Genomic DNA, 23,036 nt, shown 5'->3' on the forward strand with positions numbered 1-23,036 from the left:
AATATTATTCTTTCTTTAATTCTTTATAGTCGTCATAAATATTCCAAGAAAACAGAAAGGCAAGGCTGGCACCCATGATTCTCAAGAAAATAGAATTGTCGGGAAAACATGCCACGCCAACATTTAATATCGCAGCAATTGCATCAAGGAATAATTTAATCTTAGCCTTCATTTATTTCGAGTTCTGCTTATAGTACTTAATGAGCTTAGGAACTACCTCTTCTACAGTACCAACAATCACGTAGTCAGCAATCTTGTTGATGGGCGCATCGGGATCGCTGTTGATCGAGATGATGATGCCCGAGTCCTGCATACCAGCGATGTGCTGAATCTGTCCGGAGATACCACAGGCGATATATACCTTTGGATGAACGGTAACACCTGTCTGACCAATCTGACGGTCGTGATCCAACCAGCCAGCGTCAACAGCAGCACGGCTACCACCAACCTCACCATGAAGCACCTTTGCCAGGTCGAACAGCAGGTCGAAGTTCTCCTTGCTCCCCATACCGTAACCACCGGCTACAACGATAGGCGCACCCTTCAGGTTGTGCTTGGCAGCCTCTACGTGGTGATCGAGCACCTTTACTACGAAGGCCTCGGGACTTACATACTTGCTTACCTCGGGGTAAACAACCTCCTTGCGGCACTCGCCATTGTACAGGGCCTTCTGCATTACGCCAGAGCGTACAGTAGCCATCTGTGGACGGTGGTCGGGGTTCACGATGGTAGCTACGATGTTACCACCGAAGGCAGGACGAATCTGATAAAGCAGATTGTCATAATGCTTACCAGCTTTATTGTCGTCATAAGGACCAATCTCCAGCTCTGTGCAGTCTGCAGTCAGACCAGAGGTGAGTGATGACGATACACGTGGACCGAGGTCGCGACCAATCACGGTAGCACCCATCAGGCAGATCTGTGGCTGCTCCTCCTTGAAGAGGTTAACCAGAATATCAGTGTGGGGAGCTGAGGTGTAAGGGAACAGGTCCTTAGCGTCGAAAACAAACAGCTTGTCAACACCGTAAGGCAGAATCTGATCCTCAACCTTACCAGAAATACCGGTACCGGCAACAACGGCGTGCAGCTCTACGTTCAGTTCATTGGCGAGCTTGCGACCCTTGGTCAGCAACTCCTGAGAAACTTCTTGAACAGTTGTTCCTTCGATTTCTACATAAACAAAAACATTATTCATATCTCGTTATCCAATGATTTTCTCTTCCAACAATTCTTTGATCATTCCCTCGATATCAGCATCAGAAGCCGTCAAAGTCTTCGACTCCTTAGCTTGGAACACGATGTTCTTGATGGCCTTAACCTTGGTAGGTGAGCCACTCAGACCGCACTGGTTTACATCGCCATCCACGTCGGCCACGCTCCACTGGTTGAGTGTGAGCTCGGGGCGCTCATCGTACAGATAGTCGTAGGCAGTACCCTCGGCAGGACGCTCCATAGGACAGGTAGCGCGCTTGTACTTCATCACCAGCTTAGCATTCTGGGGGCGACAAGGAGCAGCGCTTCCGTTCACGGTGATTACAACTGGCAGAGGAGCCTCCACAGTCTCAACACCACCGTCGATCACACGCTTGATGGTAGCCTTACCATCCTTAACGCTGAGTACCTCCTCGGCGTAAGTAACCTGATTGAGGCCCAGTTTCTGAGCCACCTGAGGACCTACCTGAGCGGTATCACCGTCGATAGCCTGACGACCACCAATCACGATGTCAACATCGCCAATCTTCTTGATGGCAGTAGCCAGAGCATAAGAAGTAGCGAGGGTATCAGCACCAGCGAAGAGACGGTCGGTAAGCAACCAACCTGTATCAGCGCCACGATAAAGTCCCTGACGGATAATCTCACCTGCACGTGGAGGACCCATCGTGAGGATTCCTACTGTTGAGCCTGGGTTCTGCTCCTTCAGGCGAAGGGCCTGCTCCAGGGCATTTAAGTCTTCGGGGTTGAAGATTGCGGGTAGGGCAGCACGGTTAACTGTGCCTTCGGCTGTCATGGCATCCTTACCCACATTTCGGGTGTCTGGCACCTGCTTGGCCAGAACAACAATTTTTAAAGCCATATTATATAATAATGTGTAAATAAGATATTTCTTTTTTTTGCGGGTGCAAAGTTACTTCTTTTCTATCATTTGGCAAAGTAAAAAGTGTAAAAACTGCACATTTGCGCTTTTTGCGTGCACATTTTAAGCTGTTTGTGCAACATTAAACAGCACTTTTTTGCATATCACGAAAACTATTCTTAACTTTGCACCATTGTTACTGCTATTATCCCAGCACAGAACTAATAACTCTACAAAAAATAACAAACCAACTAAATGAAACATCTACTTTCAACAATTACCATGGCGCTGCTTGCACTCTCTGCAAGTGCCCAGAACTTTGATAATCTTCCTGATCCTATAGAGGATGTTAACAAAGTTGTTGACAATACCCCCGATTCCATCGCAAAGGCATTGATGTCACGTCCTAAGCCGGGAACAAGCCGTAAGGGACAGAACCCCGTGCTTTTCCTCGTTGGTAACAGCACCATGCGTAACGGTACTAAGGGTAATGGCTCTAATGGACAATGGGGCTGGGGCTATTATGCCAACAAATATTTTGATGAGTCAAAGATTACCGTAGAGAATCAGGCTCTTGGAGGCATGTCAACACGCACTTTCTATACCGACCTGTGGCCAGCTGTTCGTGAGGCATTGAAGCCTGGTGATTGGGTGATTGTATCAATAGGCCATAATGACAATGGAGAGTTCTTCGATGCCAAGAGAGCGCGTGCGGTTATTCCCGGTGTTGACCCTGATACGTGTTATGTGGGCTTCAACCAGCGCACACAGCGACAGGATACCGTCTATAGCTATGGTACCTACCTGCGGAAGTATATCAGTGAGATTCGCGCGAAGGGTGCAAATCCCATCCTGATGTCGCTCACGCCTCGCGATGCCTATGACAACAAGGGACTTACTATCCGTAAGCCTCAGACGGAGTGGGCTGCCTATGTTGCTGCCATTGAGGGCGTGCCCTTTGTTGATCTCAACGAGCGCAGCGGACAGAAGCTCGACTCATATAGCATGTGGAAGAAGAAGTACCACTTCTATGGCGACAAGATCCATACGTCAAAGTATGGTGCTGAGATGAACGCACGTTCAGCGGCTGAGGGGCTGTGGGAAAGCAGCAATCCTGTTCTGAAGCCTCTTCAGGCAATGATGAAGAATGTTGTGCCCGACTGTTTCGTTGTCAATCGTGAGGGTGGTAAGCCGGTGGTGTTCTTCACTGGTGACTCAACGGTTAAGAATGTTGATAAAGACGATGATGGCATGTGGGGATGGGCATCGCAGGCGTTTACTGTCTTCGATGAGTCGAAAGTCACGCTGGTGAATGCAGCGCGTGCGGGTCGTTCTACACGCAGCTTTATCCGTGAAGGACTGTGGGACAAGGTGTATAATTCTCTACAGCCAGGCGACTATGTAACTATAGAGTTCGGTCATAATGATATCTGTCCTATGGATGACCAGAAAGCTCGCGGTGTCATCAAGGGTAGCTCTGATACCTGTCATGTATATCATCTGGCTAACGATACCTATGAGCTTGTCTATTCCTTTGGCTGGTATCTTCGTAAGATGATTGACGACTGTCGTGAGAAGGGTGCCACTCCTATTCTTGTCAGTCTTACTCCGCGTAATGAGTGGCCTGGCGGAAAGATAGAACGTCGCGATGGCTCATATGGCAAGTGGTATCGTGAGGTGGTTGAACAGACCGGCGTAGAGTTCGTTGACCTTCATAACATCTCAGCTGACTTCCTTGACAAGAAATTTGCTGTGAAGAGCCTTCCTGCCGACAAAGAGAAAGCTAAGGCAAAGATGGAACAGCTGAAGCAGAAGGCTGGCAAGTATTTCAAGAAAGACCACACCCATACTTCAAAGATTGGTGCACAGATGAATGCGCAGTCGTTTGCAAAAGGGCTCCGAGCAAACAAATCAGAATTGGCAAAGTATCTTAAAAAGTAAATAGCATAAAAAATGAGTGTAGCGCTCGCAGCGCTACACTCATTTTTTATGCTATTTGCTTATTGCATGTCATACACAACCTGCATCAGTTTCTTGCCTATCTCGTCAGCTTCTTCCATAGTCTGTGCCTCACTATAGACACGGATGATTGGCTCGGTGTTCGACTTGCGCAGGTGTACCCACTTCGTTGGGAAGTCAATCTTCACACCGTCTATGTCGTTTACAGTTGCCTCAGGATCCTTTGCAAACATCTCCTTCACCTTCACGAGGATTGCATCGACATCGGTCTCAGGTGTGAGGTCTATGCGGTTCTTCGCAATCTGATAGTCGGGGAATGTAGCGCGTAGCTGTGTGGCTGTCATTCCCTTCTGTGCCAGTGATGAGAGGAACAGGCCTATGCCTACAAGAGCGTCGCGACCGTAGTGGCTCTCAGGATAGATGACACCGCCATTGCCTTCGCCGCCTATTACAGCGCCTACCTCCTTCATCTTTGTCGTTACGTTTACCTCGCCTACGGCAGCAGCGCTATAGGTGCCGCCATGTTTCTGTGTAACGTCACGCAGTGCGCGTGTTGAAGAAAGGTTCGAGACTGTATTCAAACTAGTAGCACTAGTCTGACTAGTAATACTAGTTTTACTAGCCCCTAGCACATAATCCGCTACGGAAACCAGTGTATATTCCTCACCAAACATCTTGCCGTTCTCGCATATGAATGCCAGACGGTCCACGTCGGGGTCAACCACGATGCCAAGGTCGAAACCGCCCTGGCGCATCTTATCCATGATGCCCTGAAGGTTCTTCTCCAGAGGCTCTGGGTTGTGTGCGAACTGACCTGTGCACTCGCTGTTCAGAATCTCGAAGTCAACGCCAAGGGCTTTGAACAGCTCAGGGAGGATGATTCCGCCAACGCTGTTGATGGTGTCGGCGCATACGCGGAACTTACGCTTGCGTATTGCTTCAACATCAACTAAGCGCAGGTCGAGGACCGACTGTACGTGGCGCTCGTTCATGGTGTCGTCCTTAACTACATGTCCCAGTTTCTCTACTGGTGCATACTCGAAGTCCTCTTTCTCTGCAATGGCGAGCACTTCTGCACCATCGGCAGCTGTGAGGAACTCTCCCTCGCGGTTCAGCAGCTTCAGCGCGTTCCACTGTGTGGGGTTGTGCGATGCTGTGATGATGATGCCGCCATCGGCCTCATGCCAGCGTACTGCAAGCTCTGTAGTAGGAGTGGTGGCAAGACCAATGTCTATAATCTCATAGCCCATGCCGACAAGTGTGCCGCAGACTACGTCGCGAACCATGGGGCCAGAGATACGTCCGTCGCGTCCTACAACGATCTTCTTGCCGCCAATGAACTTAGCGTATGCTGTTGTGAACTTAACAATGTCTAATGGGTTGAGCGTGTCGCCCGTGCGTCCGCCGATAGTACCGCGGATGCCAGAAATAGATTTTATTAAAGTCATAATCCTGGTGCTTTTTGGAAACTAATTTCGTAATAATATGGATTTACATTTCCCGATGCTACGGTGTGTCCCTGTGTGTGGGGCACTATGAGTTTCACGTAGGATATCATCTCCGTCTCTGTGGGAGAACCTACGTTGATGTATTTCAGGGGTACGAGCCAACCCGAAGGAACAGAGGCACCGTATGTGCTGAGCATGGTGCCATAGGTGAACGATGCCGTATAGGTGGTGCCGGTACGGGTGACGTTCATGATATCGGGGTCGTAGGCTGTTGCTCTGTTAGATACCACTGTCGTGGTGTCAAACACGTTATATTCTGCAAAGCGAATGAACAGCTCGCAGGTCTCACCGTCCTGCAGTGGCTTGTCAGCACCACGTCTTGCTATCTGCATATAGACGCCAGAGTTGTTCATATAGACATACTCATTGTCGTTTGTCACGTCGTTCTGTGCATGGAATGTCTCCTCGCTAATCACCTTTATACCACGGGCGTTAATGAAGTTGTTGATGGCATTACGCTCCTTCTCTTTCTGGTCAGCATAGGTCTCATAGTTGTTGCAGGAGAAAAACATCATCACTCCTGTAACGGCCATGAGAAAAAACAGTATTTTTTTCATTCTAAATGCTTTGTTGTCAAAAATCGGGGCAAAATTACGAAAAAAGGCTGACGCTACAAAGTAATTTTATTCATTTTCAACCTTTTAGCATATTTTCGAAGGCAAGGATGGCTTTCTCTGCCACTTTTACAGCTTCCTCGATAGAGCAGTTCAGTCGTCCGCCCGACGCGTTAAGGTGTCCTCCACCGTTAAAGAACTGTGCCGCCATCTCGTTGCATGGGAACTGATCAACAGAGCGTAGGCTCACCCATACGACATTCTCTTTTTCTGTATCCTCGCGTAGCGATATGCTAAGCTTGTGGCCTTTTATCTGTAGTGGCATGTTCACCAGTCCTTCGGCATCGCCTTTCACGAAGTTAAAACGCTTCAGGTCGTCGCGGCTCAGCGTGAAATATGAGGCATGTCTTGTGTTGTCAACCACCAGCTTCTGATATAATACATATCCCATCAGTCGCAAACGGTCTTCTGAGAAGTTGTGATACACGTTACGGTATATCTTGTCTTTATTGATGTTCTTCGTAAGCAGCTGGCTGATGATGAAGTATATGTCGCACGAGTCGCTATTGTAGGTGAAGGCTCCTGTGTCGGTCATCATACCGCAGTATATATGTGTTGCGAAAAACTTTGTCTGCTCCTCGAAGACATCCAACTGCCATGTCAGTCGGAACACCAGCTCGCTTGCTGAGCTTGCCTTTGGGTGCGAAATAGTGATTTCAGCAGGTACATCGGGGTTCAGGTGGTGGTCTATGAGCACCTTTTTTGCAGGCGAATTGTCGAGAGCCTGTTGCATGGCGTCCACGCGCGATGTGGTGTTGAAGTCGAGGCAGAAGATAAGGTCTGCATGCTGGAATGTCCAGTCGCATCCCTCTTTGTGCTTGTCGTAGCGTATGATCTTGTCGCTGTTAGGCAGCCAGTGCAGATAGTCTGGATACTGGTCGGGCACTATCACCTGTGGCTCTTTGCCGAAGCTTGTTTTTAGCACATCAGCCCATCCGAGTGTTGAGCCCAGGGCATCGCCATCAGGGTTTTGGTGACAAACACAAATTATTGTCTCGCTTTCTTTTATCAGTGTCTTCAGCTGTTCTAACTGCTCCTCTGTTATAATCTCTTTCTGCATAAATAAAATGTAGTGATCTTACGCTATGAATAATCCTCTTTTTTGAAGCGTGCAAAGTTAGCAGTTTTTTTTCAGCTGTCAAAATAAACGCCCGAAAACTTGTTGTCGTAAAGTTTTAATTCTGAGTAAATGCGATTGGATTTATATTGCTGTCCGTTATAAAATGTATTTCTGCTTGTTTTGTAATCTGTTGCTGGCAGTTCTGCAATCCAATTCTTACTAAGCTGAAAACCAAACTCGTCGAGTTTGGCGACCAAAGTCGACGAGTTTGGTCATCAAAGTCGACGACTTTGTAAAATAGTGTAGTCAGAACTACATCGACATTCTGTTTATGCTATGTTGCAGTTTTGTCTTAACAATATCATGCCTCTATAAGAGAAGTTCAATATCTCACTATGGCTTCCGCAGTTTTTACAAAAAAGATGCCCGAAAACTTCAATTTAATGAGCTTTCGGGCATTGCTATTTGATAGCGTTCTTTGTCAGCTTTTTTGCTGACGCAGATGCTTAGAACAGCTTATTGGGATAAACGCCGTCGTCAACGAGCTTCTTGATGCGCTCTACGGTGGCCATCGACGTGCTGCCCTCATCTCATGGGATGTCGGCATGGGGCTGGGCATCCTCCTTGGCGGCATCAATATGAACGACGGTCTCATTTGATACTGATTGCGCACGGGCCAGTATTCGAACGCTAATTAATGGGCAAATAGCCTTGTCATTTATCGTTATTTTGTGGTGATTTTTGGTATATAAATGGCGAAATACTTGGAAATGTTGTGAAACTTGCTTAACTTTGCTGTCAAAAATGGGGTACAGTGCAAAGAAAACGTGCTTCCGAGACCAGTAGTCATGATATTGTCAAGCAACTGATGCATCGAGGAGTGACTGCCGAGCAACTGCGCAGTCTCCAGAAGAAATACGAAAAGCAGACAAACGGCGAAATACTGGGTGCCAAGAACTAAACGAGAAAGACATGAAAAAAAAGAAGGCGATTTTTTTTACTAATTAATATTTTTTCAAATGAGACAATTTTTACTTTTCGCAATGGGTGCCATGATGGCTATGTCATCGTTCGCACAGGTTGAGGACAAGACGCACCTCATCAAGAATGCCGGTTCCGGTGGCCAGCCTATCGTAGCCCTCGACGGCATCAAGCTCTACAAGATTGACGAGGCCAATCCAACAGAAATCCTTCAAGCCATGATTAATGATTGCAACGACCTGGCAGGACAGGCCACCGCATTAGGATACGATGGTTTGGCTGGTCAGATTGGTGACTACAGCTTCGAATTGGAAGGCATTGACACAGAGGATCTCGATGCTTTCTCCGTAGCCGTCGACGCAGCCAATGCCGTCATTGAAAAGTTCAGGGCTGCCATTGCCGAGTCAGCGAACGTGGATGCCATGATGGCTAAGATGGACAAGATCATGCAGACCACCGACTATTCTGGCAAGGCCGACTTCCAGACCGTATTTGTGAAGCTTCTCTACTACAAGGAAGGCCCGTACACCGGTGAAGGCGAAGACTTTGCTGCATGGATCCTGGGCGCTGTTGAGGAAGGCAATGCTGCCATCCGCGCCTACTACTTCACTCAGGTGGCTACTGTTGACAATCCTGCCGACTACACCTTATTAGTGAAGAGCCCCTGGTTCATCAAGGAGACCGCACAACCCGAGAACGTGGACGGTGAGTACATCTTCCCGAACGCAGAGACCTATGAAGAAGGCAAAACAAACAACGACCTGACCAGCGAGGGCTGGAAGGTGACGGGCACCTACACCGGCGGCGACCAGCGACTGAACTGGCAGCGCAACCGCAGCTGCTGGAACGCATGGGGCAGCAACATCAGCGGAACAATTGCCGTAGGCCAGACCATCGAAGGACTGCCCAACGGATACTACACCGTGAGTGCCGACCTGATCACGCAGACAGAATGCCTGACCGATCAGCACGTCTATGCCGAGAGCACAATCGAGAAGAATATCTCGTCAAGCCTGACCAAGGAAGGATGGGACGGATATGAGTGGGAGACCCTGAGCATGACTGCCGACCAGAAGGTGCTCGTGGTGGACGGAGTCCTCACCATCGGTGCCGAGGGTACAGGTACTGGTTCGGGCTCAGCTGGCTGGTTCCTCGCCACTAACTTCAAACTGAACTATCTGGGCGAGGCTGGCCCCGATGCCTTGAAGGCTGCCTACGACGCAAAGGTGGCTACCGCCAACGAGCTGGCTGGCAAGATGCACTTTGCCGCCGACAAGAAGGCGCTGAACGACACTATCGCCAAGTATAGTGCTACGACCGACTACATTCCTGCAATGGTTGCCCTCAAAGCTGCCATCCAGACGGCTCAGGAGAGTGAGGCCAAGTACAAGGAGTACATGCAGGAAGGCAAGACTTTGCCCACCATCGCAGAGACACTGGCCAAGAACGGCGGTGATGGCTACGGGGCTGCCGAGGAAATTGCAGAGTTCGCCTACGACTTCTCAATCAACTGGATTGGAAGCGACGCTGCCACCTACACCAAGATCGACAGCATCGTGAAGCACACCTTCAACTATTTGTACACCTACATACCGGCCTACAACACTGCCAACACTGTGGCCAGCGAAGCTCTTCCCACCGGAAAGGCTGCCTTGCAGGCATTGATGGACGAGCAGAAAGATGTGCTCGTGACCGAGATGCAGACCGAGGCTGTCGTCAAGGAATACGTGGCTGCCCTGGACTCACTCATGCTGAAAGTGAAAAAGCAGAACATCATTGACGACGAGAACGCCACCGACTTCACTACCTTCATACTGAACCCCAACCTCGAAGAGGAGAGCGGATGGCACTTCGTTCTCGGCAACGGCGACAGGAACACAACCAGCGGAGAGTGGTTCGACGACAGCAACACACGTTACATCGACTCTTACAACTCTGAGGACCTGAAGGATCCTGAGACACAAGAGGTGATTGACCACATCGGTCTGGTGGGCTTCATGGGATGGCAGGAAGTGACCGACCTGCCCAACGGAACCTACGAGGTGGGCGTCTATACCCGCACTCCGGCTGAAGGGGCCTATATCTTCACATCTGTGGCCGAGGCCGACACGGCATTCGTAGAGATTCCTCTCGACTACTACATGGACGGCGAGACGCAGGTCATTGCTTCCAACAAATACGGTGCGCTGTGGGAAAACGCTAAAACCGTCATTGAAGGCGGATTGGAAGAGACCGATCCTCAGTACGCTTTCTATACAGCTGTCTACAACGCCAACAATGGTGAAGGACGCGGCTGGAAACATCAGATCATGACAGCTGTAGTGACCAACCACGTGCTGACCATCGGAACAAAGACCGGCGTTGCCGAACTGAACGAGAAGGCATTTACGGGCAACTGGTACTCTGTTGGCGGCTGGACCCTGAAGCTCGTCGCCAAGGGCGACAACTCCGACTGGGGAGGTCCTATCACTACCGGCATCGACAGCGTCAGGAACGCCAAGGCTGAGATGGAGGGCATCTTCACCCTCACAGGCGCAAAGGTCAGCAAGATGCAGCGCGGACTGAACATCATCGTTCGCAACGGAAAGGCCACCAAGGTCATCGTGAAGTAAAAAACAAGTATTCACTACCGATCAAGTCCTGCATTCCCCCAAGAGGGGAGCGCAGGACTTTTTTGCAGCCCCAAAGCCTGGCCCCTTTTTTTAAAATTTGCAGCCCTGAAGCCTGGCCTTTTTTTAAAAATTTCAGCCCCAAAGCCTGGATCTTTGTTCAAGAATCATCAATGACATCTGCTCCGTCTGCTCCCTTATCTGCTCCCCGTAAACGCCTGTTAGTCAGCAAGGGAGCAGATGGAGCAGATGTTTTTTTTCTTACTGTATTGCGAGTAAATTCCTGTCTTGTCTTACTGTATTGCGAGTAAACATATATTTAGTGTAGTCCCGTTACCCTTGTCATGCGTGGTCTGCGAGTAAAAAAAGATTTCTGATAAAACAAAGAAAAAGCCCGAAAACTTTTGTTGGATGAGTTTTCGGGCTTGGTTATTAAAAGAATAGTCGGCTTAGAACAGCTTGTTGGGATAGACACCCTCGTCGACGAGCTTCTGGATGCGCTCTACGGTGGCCTGGCGGTCGGCAGCATAGGTTACGCCGAACCACTTTGAGGTGGTGTCGAGGACTTCGCAGGTTGCGGTGCCTTCGGTGATGAGCTTGTTGACCATCAGGGGAATGAAGAACTCAGCCTTCAGGTTCTCCATGTTCTTCGGGTCGCTGAGGAACTCGCGGAAGTAAGCCTCAGAGTGCTCGAAGTAGTCGGGTGTGAAGCCCCACATGTTCATTGACACGGGAACGTTCTCGCCCAGAGCCTGCCATTTGCCGTTCTCGTCCTTGTAGCGGATGGGCTGGTCTGCCTCACCTGCCTTTGAGCCGTCCTCAGCGCAGCGAACGATCTCTGTGCGTTCTACTACGTCGGTGAGATGACGCTTCTCATTGTAAGCGCATACGCCACGAGCCACTGTACCGTTCTCTGACAGGGTGTTGCTTACGCGGAAGCCCACCATGGCATACTGGTTCTTTGCACCTTCGGGCAGGTTGCTCAGATACTTGCCGATCTGCATGAAAGCGTCGCGACCATAGAAGTCGTCGCAGTTGATGACGCAGAATGGCTCCTTGATGACATCCTTACCCATGAGTACTGCGTGGTTTGTACCCCAAGGCTTTACGCGACCTTCGGGAACCTTGAAGCCCTCTGGCAGTGCGTCGAGTGCCTGGAAGCAGAGCTCGCAAGGAACCTGTCCCTGATATTTTGAGAGAATCTGTGTGCGGAACTGCTCTTCGAAATCCTTACGGATTACCCATACGATCTTTCCGAATCCAGCCTGAATTGCGTCATAGATGCTGTAGTCCATGATTGTTTCGCCGTTTGGTCCCAGACCATCGAGCTGTTTCAGACCACCATAGCGGCTGCCCATGCCGGCAGCGAGTAAGAATAGCGTTGGTTTCATTGTTGCATATAATTTAAGGGTTAATATACTAATGTCTGCAAAAGTAGTAAAAAAAGTGAATAGTGAAAAGTGAAGAGTAAAGAATTTGCTTCCGCTCTACAAAAATTAACAGAATAACTCATCTCTTACCTCTCACCTCTCACTTCTCACCTCTCACCTCTCAATTTAGAACGGATATCCTATTGCGAGGTGTAGCGTGTGCATGTCCTTGAATCGTTCTATGTTGAAATAGCCCGACTTACTCGTCTTGTAAGGCACGTGCAGTCCGAAGCCCCAGTCCACACGCAGGATGAGGAACTCCAAATCGTAGCGAAGACCCAAACCTGTGCCTGTGGCAAGCTGTTTTACGTGTTCTGATAGCTTGAAGCTTGTCTCTCCGTAGTTTTCGTCTCTGTTCTTTGCCCACACGTTACCTGCATCAAGGAAGATGGCACCGTGGAGCTCTCCGAAGAGGCGGCGACGGTATTCGAGGTTAAGTACCAGCTTCGAGTTACCGTGCTGATAGAGGAACGCGTTCTGGCGGTCCATGTCGCCATGGAACTGACCCGGACCTATGGTACGTGCTGAGAATGCGCGTACACTGTTGGCACCGCCCACGTAGAAGCCCTCTGTAAATGGGTAGTCGGTGGCGTTGCCGTAGGAATGAATGTAGCCGATGTTGATATGTCCCACAAGCTTTGATTTTGAGTCGAGAGGCCATGTCTTCGTATAGTCGGTCTCTATCTTCAGAAACTGTGAGTAGGGCGTGTTGAACATCCGTTTGTTCTTCTGGTTCCAGCTGTCGCCGCGCGCCATGAACAGAAGTGACACGAAGTTACCCGACTCTTCTAACGTTGTCTCCCATGTATATGGGTGAGTACTATTCTTACGGCTCGAATAGGTGTAGGTGTAGCGCATCTTCGGAATGAAGTAGTCGCTCATGGTCACCTGCAGATAGGGGTGTTGCTTAAGTATGTTTATGAACTTCTCCGTCTGCCTGTTCTTGTACTGGTATTTCGCTGTAAGAGGCGAGAACTGATGCTTCTCCTGTTCTGATGTCTGCCACTTGTAGCTCCATTCGCCTGAAACAATGTGCATCTTGTAATAGCCCGGGCGCTGGATGATGTCGGCAGACAGCTTTGCCACGGTCCATGGGGTAGAGTAGAAGCGGCGTGGCAGTTTTATACGTCCGTCCTTCTTCTGCTTCAGGGCATTGTTGATGATGAACGATGGCGCGATGATACGTGGAAACTCCACTGAGGCATCGGCACCGTAGGAGTAGTAATTTTTGTCGCTGCCTCCGCCTCCGGTCTGCCATTCATACGAGCCGTGCAGGTTAAGGTCGATCTTCTCGCCGCCTCGGAAGGCGTTACGACGTGTGAAGCCCACCTTGAGTTCTGGGCCCACTCGTCCGATGGTGCGGTTCTTCATGTTCCCTTCTATATAGAAGTCCCATGGCTTGTCAAACGTACAAGTGAGGTCGAGGTCGAGCGTGTCGGTACCAGCGCGTGGCGTGAACTGGAAGTCAGTAGAGCTGAACAGTCCGGCACCGTTGATGTTCTGTATCGACTCTAAGTAGCTGTCGTAGCTGAACGCCTGTCGAGGGCGCAACTTTATATCGCGAAGGATGACTCGCGGACGTATAGGAGAGCGCTTGCCCGTATAGAATATCTTCAGGAATCGCTGGCCGATGCTGTCGGTAGGCTCTTCGCGCGATGAACGACGCATCTTCATCCTTATCTGTCCGATGTACCACTTCTTCAGCACATCCTCTGGCAGCGAGTCAGCCAGTTGCAGGCGCAGCTTAGCACGATTAGGCACGTCGAACGTGTCAGCAAGATATGACGCATAGCCCGACGAGTAATAGTAGTAGCCGTTGTTGCGGAAGAGCATCGACAGGCGTGAGCGCTCAGCATCGAGCGATGACACGGCAAAGGGGTCGCCCTTTTTTATCTCGGCATCTCTCATCGTTGAGTCAATGAGTTCCTGCATCTCCTCTGGGAAGTTCACGTAAGCCATGCTGTCAATGAGGAACAGCGAGTCGGGATGTACGGTATAGGCTATCTTAACCTTCTTAGGGTTGCGTTGTGTTATCTCTTCGAATGTCACGTTGCCGTGCACATATCCATTATTGCGCAGCACCGACTTTGCCACTGAGGCACGCAGACGAGGGTTCACCTTGCTCATAAGAACAGGCGCCTTGCCAAACGAGCTGTTAAGCCATTTCTTGAACTTTCCGCTTGAGCCGTCGGCCCAGTTCCATATCCATAGTCCATAGGGGAACGGCGTGCGATAGTATGGCGAGCCGAAGAGTGCTCCGTTGGGCGCTGTTGCCAGTGCCGCCTCTATCTCAGTCTGTGTGGCAATGAAGTGGTCTTTGTATGTGTTCTTGTCATAGCCTTTATATTGTATCTCTTTCAGTCCTATGAAGAGCTGGTCATCGTCAGGAATCTTGCTTGTCGTGGAGCACGACGAGACAATTACTCCTGTCATGGCGATTAGTAAGATCACTTGGAGCGTTCTTACTAATCGCTTCCAGCGTTTAGTCTGATTGCTATATGTGAAGAATTTCGTCATTTCTTATTGTTCGTTCTGATAGAGTCGGTCTTGTTTGTTCTGATAGAATCAACCTTGTTTGTTGATCTCACAGCAGGTATGGCTGTCGAGTTGTCGTTACCCCAGATGTGGAATATCTCCTTGAACTCGTTGAGCTTGCGTTTCCATATGTAGCCACCGCCATACTCGCCTGTGTAGCCCTCCAGCCAGTCATACACGTTCTGGTTGTAGAACAGCTTTACGTACTGGTTCGACGTGGGCGTTATGCGGTATTCCATCGCCACGTTGTCGAAGAACGATTGTCCTTGTCCTTCCACCTCGTTGCCTGACGATACCTTGCCGCCTATCTGTACCTTCATTCGGTTGTTCCAGAAACGCTTGGCGAACTTGAACGAATAGTCGGTATGTGTCTGTCCTGTGGCATCGGTAGAGTTGTCGAGACCTACGCTGAGGTCCATTGTCTTCAGCGCATTGCCAGTGATGTTGTTTATCTCGCTCTGCAGGAACGAGCTTAGAGCTGTGTTCATGGAGAAGGCATTGGTGTTACCATCGGCGAGATACATGCCTGTTGTCAGCATAGTTACAGCCAGCTTGCCTCGTTGCTCCTTGGCCATGGCGTTAAGCTCTGATGATACGCTCATGTCTTCTGGAGCGTCGATGATGAACTCCAGTCCCATGTCGTTCAGCGTCTTCGTTATAACCACGCCGCAGTCGAACGTTACGTTGCGGCTCTGCTCGCCCTCGCGTCCTACGGGGGCCTTTGTGCGTTCCGTTGCCGTGAGGTTCAGTCGTGGGTTCATCATGTCGCCAGTGAACTCCACATAGCTTCCGTCCTGAATGGTGAAGGTCTTCAGTGGTATCACTGGCAGCGAGTATTTCATTGATCCGCTGCTTATGGTATAGCGTCCTGTCATGTTGATACCATCGTTGGTATATTTCATGTTCAGGTCGCCGCCGCCGAGCAGGTCCACATAGTTAGTCTTGTCAACGTTCAGTCCGCAGAGCACGTGCACACCAGGGTCTATACTGATGCTCATATCAACCTTAAGACCGTCAGGGGTGGGCTTCTGTACCACTGTTGCCGTAGAGTCGCTGAAGTCGGTGAACTTTACCAGTTCGTCAAGAAGGTTGTCTGTTGACAGAGGAGAGTCGAGCAGCAGATAGGTAACATCGGTTGTTCCGAGCACGTCGAGTTTGCCACGCATGCGAAGCTGCTCCAGTCGGCCACTCATCATAGCATAGAAGTTCACGAACGCCTTTCCGTAGGCTATTGACTCCTTCGTCTGTTTCGAGTTTATCAGCTGGAAGTTCGTTGCCCTCATGCGCATATCTACTGTTATGCGGTTTGTGTCGTGGAAGTCAATCTCGCCCATGATGTTCAGAGGGTTGTTGTTATGGGCATACATGGTGAAGTTCTCGAGCAGCAGTTTCGAGTTTATCACTCGTACAGGGTCATCGTCGAAGCGCAGGCGTACACCATAGGGCTTACTTACCAGATAAGCCTGGTCGAGATACACCTCACCATCGACCTGTGGCTTGTCAAGCGCTCCCTTTATCGAGACATTGCCCTCAGCATAGCCTTCCAGACCCATCAGCTGGTCGGGTACAAAGCCGTTGACGATGTCCATTGGTGTGCGAATGAATGCCAGATTTGCGTCAATATATCCTGGTCCTTCGTTTTTGTAGCTTCCTTTCAGCTCAATAATCTCGTTATCATCGAGCATCATGGTGCCTTGAACGGCATGGGTGCCGTCCTCGCGCTGCATATAGACGAACTCTGTGCTGAGGTTGCCTATTGGACAGTCCTCATAGACCATCTTTGCCACCTGCATGTCGCTTGCCACAGATATTTTCTCGTTCTTGTCCATCATCAGGTGGTAGTCGCCATCGAGGATGCCTGAGATATGAGGCACGTAAGGTATTGAAGATGTAAGCTTGTCGAGGTCCATCTTATAGAGAGTCACCGTGAGGTCTTGCAACAGCGTAGAGTCCTGATCTTCAGAGTAGATCTTCAGACCCGTACCATCGTCGGCTATGAGGTTCACCTTTGCCTGTAGCTTCAGGTCCTGACGCAGGAACAGGTAGTTGTCGTCGTTGAGGTTGAACTCACGATAGCCCAGCGTAGGACGTTTTGGCAACAGGTTTACTCTCAGTCCGTCGTCTTCTATCGTAGCTTTTGCTCCCAGTCTGAGTCCCAGCATGTTTCGATCATCATAGAAACGTAGTCCTAACGTGGAGCCTTTCTTGTCGATGAATCCGTCTATAAGCGCGTTGAACACGAACTGAGGGTTGCGTCTGTTGTTGGTTACCTGTGCCTGATATGTCAGTCCGTGGTCAGAGTCGCGCATGTTCAGACGTATGGTGTCTATGCGGGTAGAGTCGGCATTCAGCGAATAGATGTGCATGCCACCGTTAAGTCCCTTCTCTGCCGATGTGGTCATGTCTATGGCAAGCTCCTTGAAATAGGTGTCTGCCGATGAGCGCAGGAAGTTGGACAATGGGTTGTTGCGCCCACTGTTCACGTAGAGTCGTGCCGTGGGGAGCATGGCCTTTAGTACATCCTGCTTCAGCGTGCGTTCCTTTAGCTGTGCCGTCATGCTGTCGGCAAGAGCCATGAACTGATCCATGAGCACTTGATAGCCTCCGCTGGCATCGGCCTTTATCACAAGGTCGCCGCTCTGCATGCGGAATAGGGTTGTGTCGGGCTCTGTGCGTAGCATTATCCCTACGTCGTCAGGGCGATACAGCTCAAGTGAGTCGCGCAGGTAGATGTCGCCTATCAGTCCTGAAACCTTATATACGTCGTCAAGATTGCTGTTGAAGTCTATGTGTCCACACATACCCACCTGTAGTGGCCTTTCCATAATATTCATGGCATAGAGGTCCAGTCGTCTGAGGTCGGTGCTAAGCGTTGCCTGCACGTTCTTAGTGTCCATAAGTGCATCGACAGCTATGTCACCACGAAGCAGTTCGTTGTCGCCATGTACTGATGCCAGCGCATGTCCGTCGCGTAACGTTGCCGTGGCTTTCATACTGTCAACGTTCATCTCGCCAAATCTTAGATGATCCAGTTCAGCCTCTGCTTCGAGCCAGCTTGTCTTCTTGAAGAAGTCTGTACCATAGCCTTTTGCCTTGGCGCTTGCTGTCACCTCATAGAGCTCCTGTTTAGGCATGAAGTGGTGAAGGTTCAGGTCTTTTATCTTTATGTCGGCATCATAGCTCATGGTGTTCTGAGCGAACCATCCTTTCATCGTTACTATGCCCTTGCCTTCGCGTGCTGTGAGGTTGGCTGTGTAGCGTGGGCCGTCGGCTTTCACTATGCCGTTCATGCGCATGCCTGATGGTATGCGATAGTCTCGCATTATCGACGGGTCGGCGAGTGTCATGGCGAAACCGAGGTCATAGGTCTGTGCCTCCATGTCGAGCTGTGCTATCAGTCGCTCCGTGTCAGTGATGTTAGCTGCTGAGCCATGAGCCTTCACGCTGAATGCCGTGGGCAGCGTCATCTCCAGCTCCCTCACGAACATCTTCTCCATGTTACCGTCTATGTCGCCTCTTACTGCCAATGGCCATTCGGGCCATCGCTTGCAGAACTGTTCAGGCATATCGGCCATGAAGAGCATAAGGTCCTGTTTGCCGAGTGAGGCGTTGAGGCCCATCTGCAACTGTCCTGGATTAATGGAGTCCATGACAGAGAAGTCGAAGGCTCCTCGTGCGCGTATATTAGAATATGGTGTCTCGATATTCAACTTAGGCAGTTTTATGCCCACAGAGTCCATGGTGACATCGCCCGACAGATGCTTCAATACTAAGCCACACTGCTCCTGTAGCGCTGCGTCACTAATCTTCACAGCCATGTTTGGCGCACAGAAATAGATGGAGTCGAGGGCAAGACGCAGATTCGAGAATGCCAGATGGTTGTAGTCCATGCCCTTTGGCGCCAGTGGCTCGTAGGGTAGGTCGTAGGTTACACTTCCTTCATCCCATCGCAGGTAGCCCACCTTGTAACTATTGTTCAGCAGGTCGATGACGCCTTTCCCTACTGTTGCATGTCCCATGCCAACGCCAATGCGCATGGAGTCGCCAGGCATGTGAACCATAATCTTTGAGCGCATGATGCTCACACTGTCAATATTTATCAGCCAGGGAAGAGGCTCCGACGTGGTGGTATCTACTGCTGCCGTGTCACCAAGAATTATTGTAAGGTCTGCGTCGGCGAGCATAGTACCGTTAAGCTCTACTGTTCCTTCATCGAGGTCAATGCCTTTAGAGTGAACAGCCATGCGCCCAACGCTGCCCTTCACCTGAAGGTCGGCAATGAAGTCTGCTGTATTGATTTTCGCATTGTTGATTTCCAGTTCATCGATGACAACAGTCTTCTTTATCAATGGAAGAAGCCTTATATCGACAATCACGTTGCGAATGTCGGCAATGGTGTCGGGCTGCCTAACAACAGTAACGCCTTCGATGCTCAGGTCAAGGGGAAACGACAGTCTCATCTTCTCGATTCCTACGTCCATGCCTGTTTCTTCCGATGCTATGGCTGTCGCCTTGCCCACTGCCCAGTCTTGAACTGGTGGCAGATAGAGTATGATGGATAATATGATGAAAATCAGGATGGGGCTAAGCAGTATGCCACCAATCCAGAGAAACACTTTTTTCATAATATAATTAGAATCGTGGTGCAAAGTAAAAGAAAAAAAATGATATAGCGAAATGAATTCTTGTTTTTTTTGTATCTCTGTATTGTCCTCTTTTGTGTTAAATTCTTGGTTTTTATGCAAAAATATTGTGAGATTGAAATAAAATAGTTACTTTTGCAGCCCAAAATGAAACAAAAACCAATAAAATAAGCATTATGAAGAAACTTTACACAGCTTTCTTTGCTCTGATGGCACTTGCTACAGCGACAACGCAGGCACAGACCATTCTCGAAGAAGATTTTGAGACAGGAGCCACAAAGTCACAGTCAACACCGCTCACACGTGGTGAGGGATGGACAGTCGTAAGCTCTTATAGCGGTACAAACTACCGTTATAACTGGTTCAATGAATATCGCGACCCTGAGTCGCAGTCGGGCGCAACGATAAGTGGCGCCGGGTGTGCTGCTTGTGACGGCCCTACAGGTGGTACTGCACCAGACGGTATGGGACCTCGTGAGGAAATTCTTCTTTCTCCGGAGCTGGATCTCAATGACAACTATCAGCTTCAGTTCTCATGGAAGGTGAGCCCCATGAACAATCGCGACAACTCGCAATATGACATACAGGTTCGTGTGGTGACAGGTGGCAACCTCAATGCAGCAGAGACGGTGTTCTCTATACATAATGAGGATATGTTGCGCGAGAGCGGCGTGGCAGTGTTCCCTATCGACACATGGGATGTGCACACCTCAAAGATTGACCTTAGCGACTTCAAGGGTGAGAAGGTAAAGCTTGCCTTCGTATATAAGATGCAAACCACGATTGCAAACATCGTGTGGATTGACGATATCACCGTTAAGAAGTTCACACCTGCTACAGGTCCTGTGGCTTCTATTAATCTCGATCGTTATGACTTCAAGGAAGTGTATATCGGTGAGAAGCGCTATAGCGAGGTATTCACACTGACTAACGTTGGTAAGAACGGTCTTCAGATTACAGGTTTTGACCTTCCTGCTGGTGTTACCACAACACTCGACGCTTCTAAGGTAAACCTCCGTACGTATGACAAGGTGTCGTTCCAGTTGGCTTATGAGGCTTCTCTTACCTCTGCTCCTTCAGGCGACGCTATCATTCATACCACTGGCGGTGATGTGAAGATTGCAGTTTCTGCAAAAAAACAGTTCGTGCCCGAGGGCTATATGCTTGAGACCTTCAATGCCTATTTTCCACCTGCAGGCTGGAAGAATAATGGCTGGAGCGCAACAAAGACTGCTATTGAGGGCGACCAGAGCGCTTATTGCAGTGGCAACTTCTCTAATTCCTATCTGCGTTCACCACGTCTCGACCTTAGCGAAGGCGGTACACTGAAGTTCACCTATTATAATCAGTATGACGGTGAGTCTGCACCAGAATATGATATCGAGCTTCAGGTGTCTTACGATGGTGGCGACAACTGGACAACGAAGTGGACAAGCGATTACCAGAATGGACTGAACCAACTGCTCACTGCAGAGGTTGACCTTGGCATGGGTTCTGACGAGAGCTATGTGCGTTGGTACTATCCTGCTATTGAGAGTGATGACGAGGGTGCTTATGACCACTCTAACTTCACACTCGACGGCGTGCTGCTGCCTAATGTCTATGGCGCCGACGGTGTACCAGGCAACGCAACAATTGTAAGCCCAGCCAACAATGCCCAGAACATCTATCCAAAGAACATCAAACTGGAGTGGGCACCTGCACAGTTTGCAAAGGGCTATAAGGTCTATGTGGGCAGCAACAACGAGGTAAACAACCTCGTCAACGGTGCCGATGTGATGACCGACCTGTCTATTGTCATCCCACAGGCTGACTATGAGACCACATATAAGTGGAAGGTTGTGGCATATAATGATAATGGCGAGTCAACAACTGCCAGCACATGGAAGTTCACTACCCAGCCCGACGCATCGGTAATGGAGTTCCCATGGAGCGAAAACTTCGACGAGTGCACCAAGGAAAATCCAATACCTACTGGCTGGCTGAGCACAACGACCATTACTGATCTCTATCCAACATGGACAAACCGTCGCTGGGAGCCTCTTAACACCAGTAAGGCATACGGTGGCACTGGTGTCTCTATGTACACTATGTGGCTCTATGCAGGTTACAGCTCAACACTGACTTCTCCTGAGTTCAACCTTCCTTCAGAGGGCAAGGCCATGAGCATTTCTTTCGTATGGGGCGACAACCATCCTGCATCTCTGATTGTTGATGAGACAGGACTTCTGAAGAAGCAGAATGTACCTGGAGGCAATGGCGCCAGTGACTTGGTCTTCGAGATCTATGCCGATGGCGAGTGGCATCAGGCTGCATACCTCTCTGAGAATATGAATGCTGACGGCGATACCAAGTACTGGCGTAACGAGTCTGTTGATTTGAGCGAGTATGCAGGTAAGAAGGTACAGTTCCGCTGGATTAACAATGCTTACTCTGGTGCCCACAAGGGTGCTGCACTCGACAATATCGTTATCGACGGTATCGTTGACGACTATGTTATGTTCAACAAGGAAGGCTGGGATGCTGAGAAGGTGAACTCCGGCAAGGGCAAGAAGTCAACTGACATCACTATGCTCAACAAGGGTAAGAATGCCCAGAAGGTGAAGAGCGTCACATTTACTACAAATGACTTCCAGAGCTCTATCGCAGCAGGCACTGAGATTGCTGTCAATGAAGGTATCGCATTCAATGTTACATTTACTGCAAACCAGGCAGGTAAGAAGGTGGACGACGTGATGACTGTAGAGTTTGAGAGCGGACTGAAGGCATATTTCCCTGTTACTGGCGAGGCTCTTGCCGAGGATGTGCTCTACTATGGCTTTGAGGATAACTCTCTCGACTACGACTGGACAGCAGACTTCACCCAGAAAGATGTCGATGGACAGACCAACTACAAGTCGAATTACTATCTGACAGTTGTTGAGAACGATGGCGGACGCTATGCCTTTACACAGGCTTATCACAGCAATCCGAACCTGACAGCCCACTCTGGTCAGGGCACCGCTGCTGCATGTGCTCCAGATAATAACTCGGCTGCTAATGACTGGCTTATCAGCAAGATGATCCGTCCTCTCGAAGGCGCATCATTCGACTTCTATGCACGTAACCTCGGTACCACAAACTCTGTATTCGTTGGCGATAACGATTTGCACTCAGTAGAGGTGCTCGTAAGCGAGACAAGCAATACAGACACAAAGACATTTACAACAGTTATGCCAACAACCGAGATGGCTTATCTGCCAGAGAATCAGTGGCATCACTTTAATGTTGACCTCTCGGCTTACGTTGGCAAGAATATCTATGTTGCTGTTCGTCATACTACTGTAAGCGCAAACTGGTTCGCATTCTTCGATGACTTCACCTTCACACATGTTGGTGAGCCCGATTTCTCTGCCATCAAGTCTGTCAAAGCCTTGAATGCTGATACACAGGTAGTCGTTTACAATGCTAACGGCATGATCGTTGCCAAGGGCGCTGCTGCCCAGACAATGGACCAGCTCGGCAAGGGCATGTATGTCGTTAAGACTGCCGACGGACAGGTCATGAAGACTTTCTGCAAGTAATATCCATTTACAGGTAGAGGTAATGGGTGAAGCGCATAACAGCGATGCACCCTTACCTCT

The 23,036-nt window shown here is 49.6% G+C and carries 13 protein-coding genes; 4 read left to right on the forward strand and 9 right to left on the reverse strand.

The window, feature by feature from the left end:
* Positions 1-4: 4 nt before the first annotated feature.
* Genes M1L52_RS06720 through M1L52_RS06730 form a run of 3 tightly spaced genes read right to left on the reverse strand, consistent with a single transcriptional unit; the run spans position 5 to position 2,074 of the window.
* Positions 5-172, reverse strand: coding sequence for a hypothetical protein (locus M1L52_RS06720; protein WP_248614163.1), 168 nt, complete (start codon positions 170-172; stop codon positions 5-7).
* Positions 173-1,195, reverse strand: a complete 1,023-nt coding sequence (locus tag M1L52_RS06725) for an electron transfer flavoprotein subunit alpha/FixB family protein (RefSeq protein WP_248614164.1) — start codon at positions 1,193-1,195, stop codon at positions 173-175.
* Positions 1,196-1,201: 6 nt separating this feature from the next.
* Positions 1,202-2,074 carry an electron transfer flavoprotein subunit beta/FixA family protein gene (locus M1L52_RS06730; RefSeq protein WP_248614165.1) on the reverse strand — a complete coding sequence of 291 codons (873 nt, stop codon included), beginning with the start codon at positions 2,072-2,074 and terminating at the stop codon, positions 1,202-1,204.
* 255 nt (positions 2,075-2,329) lie between these two features.
* Here M1L52_RS06730 and M1L52_RS06735 point away from each other — a divergent pair, with 255 nt between their 5' ends.
* Positions 2,330-4,015: a GDSL-type esterase/lipase family protein gene (locus M1L52_RS06735; protein ID WP_248614166.1), complete on the forward strand. Its 1,686-nt coding sequence runs from the start codon at positions 2,330-2,332 to the stop codon at positions 4,013-4,015.
* Between the two features lie 59 nt (positions 4,016-4,074).
* On the opposite strand, the gene glmM is transcribed toward M1L52_RS06735, so the two are convergent.
* The 3 genes from glmM to M1L52_RS06750 form a co-directional block, all read right to left on the reverse strand.
* On the reverse strand, positions 4,075-5,481 hold the full coding sequence (glmM, locus tag M1L52_RS06740; protein ID WP_248614167.1) for a phosphoglucosamine mutase: 1,407 nt from the start codon (positions 5,479-5,481) through the stop codon (positions 4,075-4,077).
* Positions 5,478-6,098, reverse strand: coding sequence for a DUF4827 domain-containing protein (locus M1L52_RS06745; RefSeq protein ID WP_248614168.1), 621 nt, complete (start codon positions 6,096-6,098; stop codon positions 5,478-5,480). The genes glmM and M1L52_RS06745 overlap by 4 nt, the downstream gene beginning before the upstream one ends.
* A 76-nt stretch (positions 6,099-6,174) precedes the next feature.
* On the reverse strand, positions 6,175-7,215 hold the full coding sequence (locus tag M1L52_RS06750; RefSeq protein ID WP_248614169.1) for a DHH family phosphoesterase: 1,041 nt from the start codon (positions 7,213-7,215) through the stop codon (positions 6,175-6,177).
* Between the two features lie 814 nt (positions 7,216-8,029).
* Here M1L52_RS06750 and M1L52_RS06755 point away from each other — a divergent pair.
* Positions 8,030-8,176: a hypothetical protein gene (locus tag M1L52_RS06755; protein WP_248614170.1), complete on the forward strand. Its 147-nt coding sequence runs from the start codon at positions 8,030-8,032 to the stop codon at positions 8,174-8,176.
* 58 nt (positions 8,177-8,234) lie between these two features.
* Positions 8,235-10,808, forward strand: a complete 2,574-nt coding sequence (locus M1L52_RS06760) for a hypothetical protein (protein ID WP_248614171.1) — start codon at positions 8,235-8,237, stop codon at positions 10,806-10,808.
* A gap of 446 nt (positions 10,809-11,254) precedes the next feature.
* Here M1L52_RS06760 and M1L52_RS06765 read toward each other — a convergent pair whose 3' ends face one another.
* From M1L52_RS06765 to M1L52_RS06775, 3 genes are all read right to left on the reverse strand, one after another.
* Positions 11,255-12,196: a nucleotidyltransferase gene (locus M1L52_RS06765; protein WP_248614172.1), complete on the reverse strand. Its 942-nt coding sequence runs from the start codon at positions 12,194-12,196 to the stop codon at positions 11,255-11,257.
* 165 nt (positions 12,197-12,361) lie between these two features.
* On the reverse strand, positions 12,362-14,668 hold the full coding sequence (locus M1L52_RS06770) for a BamA/TamA family outer membrane protein (protein WP_248614173.1): 2,307 nt from the start codon (positions 14,666-14,668) through the stop codon (positions 12,362-12,364).
* 80 nt (positions 14,669-14,748) lie between these two features.
* Complete coding sequence (locus tag M1L52_RS06775; protein ID WP_248614174.1) at positions 14,749-19,395, reverse strand: translocation/assembly module TamB domain-containing protein; 4,647 nt, start codon at positions 19,393-19,395, stop codon at positions 14,749-14,751.
* A gap of 194 nt (positions 19,396-19,589) precedes the next feature.
* Here M1L52_RS06775 and M1L52_RS06780 point away from each other — a divergent pair, with 194 nt between their 5' ends.
* Positions 19,590-22,976, forward strand: a complete 3,387-nt coding sequence (locus M1L52_RS06780) for a choice-of-anchor J domain-containing protein (protein WP_248614175.1) — start codon at positions 19,590-19,592, stop codon at positions 22,974-22,976.
* The last annotated feature ends 60 nt before the right edge of the window (positions 22,977-23,036 follow it).

The organism is Prevotella sp. E13-27 (genome assembly GCF_023217965.1).
GTDB lineage: Bacteria > Bacteroidota > Bacteroidia > Bacteroidales > Bacteroidaceae > Prevotella.